This window comes from Bacteroides caecigallinarum, assembly GCF_016901995.1.
GTDB classification, from domain to species: Bacteria; Bacteroidota; Bacteroidia; order Bacteroidales; family Bacteroidaceae; genus Phocaeicola; species Phocaeicola cellulolyticus.
The window spans coordinates 1-6,652 of record NZ_JACJLE010000087.1 but is presented as its reverse complement, the minus strand read 5'-3'; the positions used below and the strand labels follow the sequence as shown (position 1 = coordinate 6,652).

Here is a 6,652-nt window from a genome sequence, read left to right as displayed (position 1 = left end):
ATTAAAGGTCTCAAAAAATAATTTGAGACCTTTGAAATTATAAAAAGTAATCGATAAGATGGCTTTTATTAACTTACTTGCTCCTACTTTCTCCTTTAATATTCTTAATATATTCGTTAGGTGTAATACCTGTGACTTTCTTGAATGAACGGAAGAAAGAAGCTCTGGAGCTGAAACCACAGTGCTCAGACAAAGCTTCAAGAGTATATTGCGAATACTTCTTTTGCTGTATTATATTTTTGAATTCTTCAACCCTGAATTCATTTATATAGTCATAATAACTTTTCTGCAAATACTGGTTGAAAAGATAAGACAAGGCATGAGATGAAGTATTTGCAACATTTGCCAAATCTGCAATTTTAAGAGAAGGATTTACGTACAGTTTATTCTTGGTCATTTCCTTATCCAACAACTTCAGCAAACGCTTACATTCCTCATCTGTCAGTCTGTTTGTCTTATACTTGTCTGTTTCTTCTATCATGGCATGGTCTTCAATCTCAGTCTCAACAGGAATTTCAACCTCATTATTATTATCCTCTTCTTTCTCCTCATGCTGTAACCATGATATAAACTTTTTCAAATTACCTATAGTGTATTTTACTACCCTTTTGCGGAACAGATACAATGTAATAAAAAGCACCCCCAGTATTATTATCAAATATAACAATACGGAATTGTCTTTATCTACATTGATGTACAGAATGGCTTGTGCCTCTGGATATCCAGCTCTACGGACCTTCAGAATTGAATTATCCACAACCTCATAGAGTGATATTTCAGACAGTCCATGCAAAGTTCTCCATTCTCCGTTCTCACCCAAAGAATACTCATAAATCATATTGGAAGGGTCTGTATATATCAATCCAGAGAACTGAACTGTTATATTCCGTTTTGATCCATCAATATAAAGATTATACTCACTTTCATTTGATTTTTCCAGTCTTACTCCAGATGAAACGCCATTAGCAAGAATATTGGTAATTTCAACATTGTAATGATGCTTACGTAAAGAATTTATATCTCCAGATTTTAAAAACACCAATCCTTTGGAATTACCAAACCACAGTCCGCCATCAGAATCTCTAACAGAAGTACAATTGATGAAAATCGGACTAGGAATGCCATCTGCAAAACTGAAAGGCATAACATTACCATCAGAACTTAAACGATACATTCCATTATTTGTTGTCACCAACATTCCATCCATATCATCTTCTATGATAGACAGAAATTGCTTACCTTCAAGCATTGGAATACTATCAACATACGAAAATTTTTTCATTGGTATGTCCGAATAGAACATAGGTCCCTTCTCAGGAAGGAAATACAAATCGTGACCGGATGTCTCATAAATGGCACGTATTTTTTCATGACTGACAAATCCTTTTGGAAAAGAATCTATAATAATACTCTTGGTAGAAGCCTCCCAAAGGCATATTCCTTTTTCAGCACATACCCATCCATTGTCTGATGAATCAAAAAATATCTCATATACATTTCCAGGAGGTAACTTAGACTGTGATGATGTAAAATGATATATCATCTTACCACCATTAAAACAAAATAGCCCATCAGAAGTACCTACCCATAAATTTCCACTATTATCCGGACGGATACAAAATATATGTCCTGTTTTGAAAGGTTCTTTATTAGTATCAGGAAAATCATGTATAGACAGGTCCTCCGGATTAATAACATACATTCCTCCACCATAAGTGCCTATATAAAATTTACCATCGAAAAAACAGCTGGAAATAATCATATTAGACCTTATTGATGGTATATTATAATACTTCACTATATCCCTATCTTCATCAATAATCACCAACCCATCTCTTGAACCTATAAGCTTACGTTTACCATCGAAAGCAATAGTTCTGACAGACATATCTTTTGAGGTAAACTTATCTTTCCATTTATATACTCCAAACAGCCCGCTCTGATATGGGGTATAATCTACTCCCATCTGATATAATCCGACCCATAACAAACCGTCACGGTCCACCAAGACAGAATATACAGAATTGGAACGTATGCCTTCTGAGTTTCCTGCAACGTGCCTGTACGATTTTATTATCTTATTCTGTGATATAGACACAAAATGTACTCCATTTCCATCCGTACCGACATACAAAATATCTTTGCCATCGGATGATAAAGAAGAAATTACACTACATCCTACATCTACGAAACTACTGAACTCTCGCTTCTTTATATTGAAACGCATAAGTCCTTTGTTCATAGTGCCAAGGTAAACGTAATCTCCTATAATTGAAATATTATAAAATGAATTGGAAAGATTTACATCATTACAATTGAAAACAGTGGATTTATTAGAATACGGTTCATAATAAATCAGACCTTCCTTTGTAGAAATCCATACGGCATCAGAATTATGATCTCTAGCAATAGATGTAGGAACGTTACGTGTAGTAAAGGTATGACCTTCTAATGTACAACAAATAACAGTGTCAGCTGTACTTAAATAAAGACCTTTATCAGTAGTCAAAAGCAACGAATCTGAGGAAAAAGGAAATATATTATTAACCTTAAAATTTATTTTATCAGGAAATATCCTTACAAACTGATCGGATATTGTATCAAGCATATGTAATCCATCGCCTGTTCCACAATACAGCCTATTTTCCCCTGACTCACATATATCATAAATCCTCTTTGCTATACTACCATCTCTTGAAAGGCTGTATTTCTTTAATCGTATGCCATCGAACCTCTCTACAGATGAATTTGTCCCTATCCATATAAATCCACGCTTATCCTTATAAATAGAGTTCACGACCAAATCTTCCAATCCGTCAGAGACAGAAATACTCCTGAATGTATCTTGAAAAGCATACAGTTGCGGCAATGTGGATAAAAATATGTATAGAAATAATATGTACCTATAGATGCTCTTCATTATACATTCATTTGTTAACTATGTTAATCACAGAGCAAATATATAAAAAATTGTTATACCTTCAAGTAATTTTTTTATAAATCAATAATCTAATAACTAAACAATTATTTCACTACTACACCTTCCACAAACTCATTCATCAGGAAATAATCAAGCCCCTTAAGTTTCTTGCCATTAATCCATATATCCTCAAAGGTAATATTCCTTGCCATCCTGTCTTTATCAAATCCGTAAATCACAGGACGGTTTTCACCAATGCCGTTGAATCTGATATTTCTGAAAGTAAGCCCGTCTATTCCACGTCCAGGAGCCTTATCATATTTAGGATTATAATTTACACGGATATTAAAAATCATACCTTCCTGAATACTTTCTATACGTATATCCTCAAACAGAATATTTCTTGCCAGATTTTTATCTCCACAAACCACAGCCATGCATCCCTGGTATGGATAATCATCTTCATCGTGCTCCAATATATCAATATCCTTGAAAGTAAGATTCTCTATATTTTCACCTATTTCAGCCTCCGGATCTCCATGTCCACCTATGTTTATAGGATGTGCAATATCTGCCCAAAGTACTGCACGACGTACATTAACATTATTGGTTCCTCCCCACCAGTTCCAGCGGTGATTGTAGAAAGCCATACAATCATCACTGTTACGCATAAATATATTCTCTATATCTATATTCTGACAGCTCATCATATCAATACCATCCGACCATCCTTTACAGCTGAACGATTTGAAGTTTCTTACTGTAATATCCTTTGATCCTCCTCCAAATATTGAATAATGGTCCGGATTGATTACTGTTATACCGTCTATATAAACATTTTTAGAATCAGTAACCTCAATGCCTCTTATTCCTTTATAGATTATACCACGACCTATAATCTTCACATTTTCCGCATGATCAACAAGCAGTTTGGCTTCTATTACAGCACCCGGTGCAAGATAAACAGTTGTGTTACTCGGTATCCTGATCTGATTGTTAGGCAAATCTTGAGGCCTGTGTGTTCCGGGGCCAAAATACATTATACCTTCTTTGCTTTCAGTATATACCTCTTTCTGTACAGGATTAGCAAACAGATGAAGATTATGCAAACGGTCACCATTAAACTCTACCGACAAATATTGAGGTTTATCAAGTGTAAACAAGATACAGTTCTCTAGCTGTCTGAACTCGATACTTTTCGACTTAGGTCTGATATCAACAGTTTGTATCAATCCATTATTTTTCTTAACCATCACCTCCACAGGCTCATCCATATCAAACTGTACCATAGAGGCGTCCTGCACCCTATCCATATCCACCTGAACCTTGTATTCAAAGGTTTCTTTCCATTCCCCACCTTTTGTTCTTACCCGTACTGTAAAATCATCATTATGATAAATACCGGTTCTTAATCCTTCCGGATAAGTATAAAGTTGCGCATAAGCTGTAAACGTAATGGTAAACAAAAAGCTTACCATTACGAATAATTTATTCTTCATAATAAAATCATTAAAAAACAAATATTAAATAGCTGTCAGTTTATATATGATAAACGACATAGGATATAAAGTATCACTTATTAAGTCTTTTTCCAATGAAAAATCAGACTTCTTAGGCTTAATCAAATCAGGATTTTCAAGTGTATTTTCTGCTTCCATTTCTTCAGAACTAAATAATATACACTCCCCCTTAGACTGCAATTTCTTCTTTAACCCCTTAAAAGCAATCTTAATATCCTGTTTATTGTCTGATGTGTTTACCACCTTCACTATATAAGTTTTACCATTTTCATCCCATACCGCACTTGCAAACAATCCGTTCTGTCCTTTATCGCCACATACAATGTTTCCGTCCATTGTCAGTTTCAACGCATGTGTTCCTTTGTTTGTAGCATAAAGTTGCTGAACATAATAACTGCATGTTTTCATAACCGAGAGATTATCAAACCATATCAGATCAGGTCGCCATTGCCATCCTTCAATATGTGCCAATAGAGGAGCGTATGTTGCCATTCTGACAATATCTGCATTCCTTTCCAAGCCTGTCATAAATGCAGCTTCAAGCAATGATGCACGGAAGTGATTCCATTTCTTTCCGGGAACATGACAAGCATATTCACCTGCAAAAACTTTCGGTCCCTTTCTCTCATAAGTGTCATATCTTTTCCCCTGCGAAATAAACCAGTTATCAGGACGATAGAAATGTTCATCCACCAGATCTACTTTAAGTTCTTTCATCCCTTTCCAAAGATATTCGAACTCCTTACCTTCCGGATATGGTCCTGACGAACCTACAATCTTAATTTCCGGATGTTGTTTTCTAATAACATCTACAAAAACTTTCAGCCTATCCACATATATCTGTCCCCATTGTTCGTTTCCAATACCAAGATACTTAAGGTTAAATGGTTCCGGATGCCCCATTTCAGCCCTAAGTTTTCCCCACTTGGTATCTATATTTCCATTGGCAAATTCAATCAAGTCCAAAGCATCCTGTACGAAAATATCAAGACTATCTTCAGGTATCTGACAATCATCGTTATTCTGATACTGGCATAACAATCCACAGTTCAATATAGGCAAAGGCTCTGCACCTATATCTTCAGAAAGAAGAAAATATTCATAAAATCCTAATCCATATGATTGGAAATAATCAGGAAAGAATCTGTGAGTGAAAGTATAATGCCACCTGTTTTCGTTAGTCGGTCTGTTTTCCACCTGTCCAACTGTTTCCTTCCACTGATATCTGTTCCCCATATCAGTTCCTTCAACAATACATCCTCCTGGAAATCTGAACACATCTGGTGACAAATCTGCCAATGCTTGTACAAGATTCTTTCTAAGTCCATTTTCCCTGCCTTTCCAGGTATCTACAGGAAATAATGAAACATGTTCCAGATCTACATTACCGTCTGTTTCAAGAAATATACGCAGATGAGCCTTTTTCTCTTCAACTTCCGGTTTCAAAATAATCTGATATTTTGTCCATTCATCAGAAGTTATTTCCAGTTTCTTCGAAGTAATAACTTGAGTCTCACCCATACTGTCATTATCAATAAGTTCAACCCTTATTCTTTGTCCATTACCACGTGCCCACACAGAGAAGCGATATTCACTACCGGCTTTCAGTCCCATACCAAAGAAACCTTCATTCTCTATTCCTGAATGCTTATGTGGATGAGCTGATTTACCTAAACGTACATAATGTGGATTACGTTCGAATGGTCCGTCATTCATCAATGTAACATTTCCAAAAATATCCCACCCCATAAGATTTTGGGCAAACTCAAACGATCTGTTTTTTACCAGCTCGGCATACAGGCCACCATCTGCTCCAAAATTGATATCTTCGAAAAACAATCCATACATGGTAGGACTGATATCTGATGTTATCTTATTTGCATGGACTGTCATGACATTCTCTGTAGCCACAGCAACACCAGCCATCATTAAAGCCATACACCCAACTAAAAATCTCTTATTTCCCATAATAAAAAAATTATATTTATTAATTACTGATTATATACAACGTCTTATATAGTCCCTTACTTGTTTACGTCCCTGCAATAAATGTCCCTCTACAGTTCGTTTTGAAATACTAAGTTCTTCAGCTATTTCACCTACAGTTTTATGGTTAAAACGATTTTTGATATAAATTATCCTCCGTTGCTTCGGCAATGATTTTATTCGACTTTTTTCTAACGATAATATATCCTTATAATTTATATTACTA

At 35.4% G+C, this 6,652-nt stretch carries 4 protein-coding genes; all 4 read right to left on the bottom strand.

The annotated features are described in order from the left end of the window. Positions 1–73 precede the first annotated feature (73 nt). Positions 74–2,920 carry a two-component regulator propeller domain-containing protein gene (locus tag H6A61_RS14740; protein WP_204394644.1) on the bottom strand — a complete coding sequence of 949 codons (2,847 nt, stop codon included), beginning with the start codon at positions 2,918–2,920 and terminating at the stop codon, positions 74–76. A 104-nt stretch (positions 2,921–3,024) separates the two neighbouring features. After that, on the bottom strand, positions 3,025–4,419 hold the full coding sequence (locus H6A61_RS14735) for a glycosyl hydrolase family 28 protein (protein ID WP_204394642.1): 1,395 nt from the start codon (positions 4,417–4,419) through the stop codon (positions 3,025–3,027). Between the two features lie 24 nt (positions 4,420–4,443). Next, positions 4,444–6,378: an alpha-L-arabinofuranosidase C-terminal domain-containing protein gene (locus H6A61_RS14730; RefSeq protein ID WP_430746821.1), complete on the bottom strand. Its 1,935-nt coding sequence runs from the start codon at positions 6,376–6,378 to the stop codon at positions 4,444–4,446. A 60-nt stretch (positions 6,379–6,438) separates the two neighbouring features. After that, on the bottom strand, positions 6,439–6,652 hold a 214-nt coding region (locus tag H6A61_RS14725), incomplete at its 5' end, for a sigma factor-like helix-turn-helix DNA-binding protein (protein ID WP_275951561.1).

What these genes read in the sequence shown, in the direction of transcription:
- H6A61_RS14740 (WP_204394644.1), bottom strand. Translation starts at nt 2,920, where the DNA reads ATGAAGAGCATCTATAGGTACATATTATTTCTATACATATTTTTATCC.
- H6A61_RS14730 (WP_430746821.1), bottom strand. Translation starts at nt 6,378, where the DNA reads ATGGCTTTAATGATGGCTGGTGTTGCTGTGGCTACAGAGAATGTCATG.
- H6A61_RS14735 (WP_204394642.1), bottom strand. Translation starts at nt 4,419, where the DNA reads ATGAAGAATAAATTATTCGTAATGGTAAGCTTTTTGTTTACCATTACG.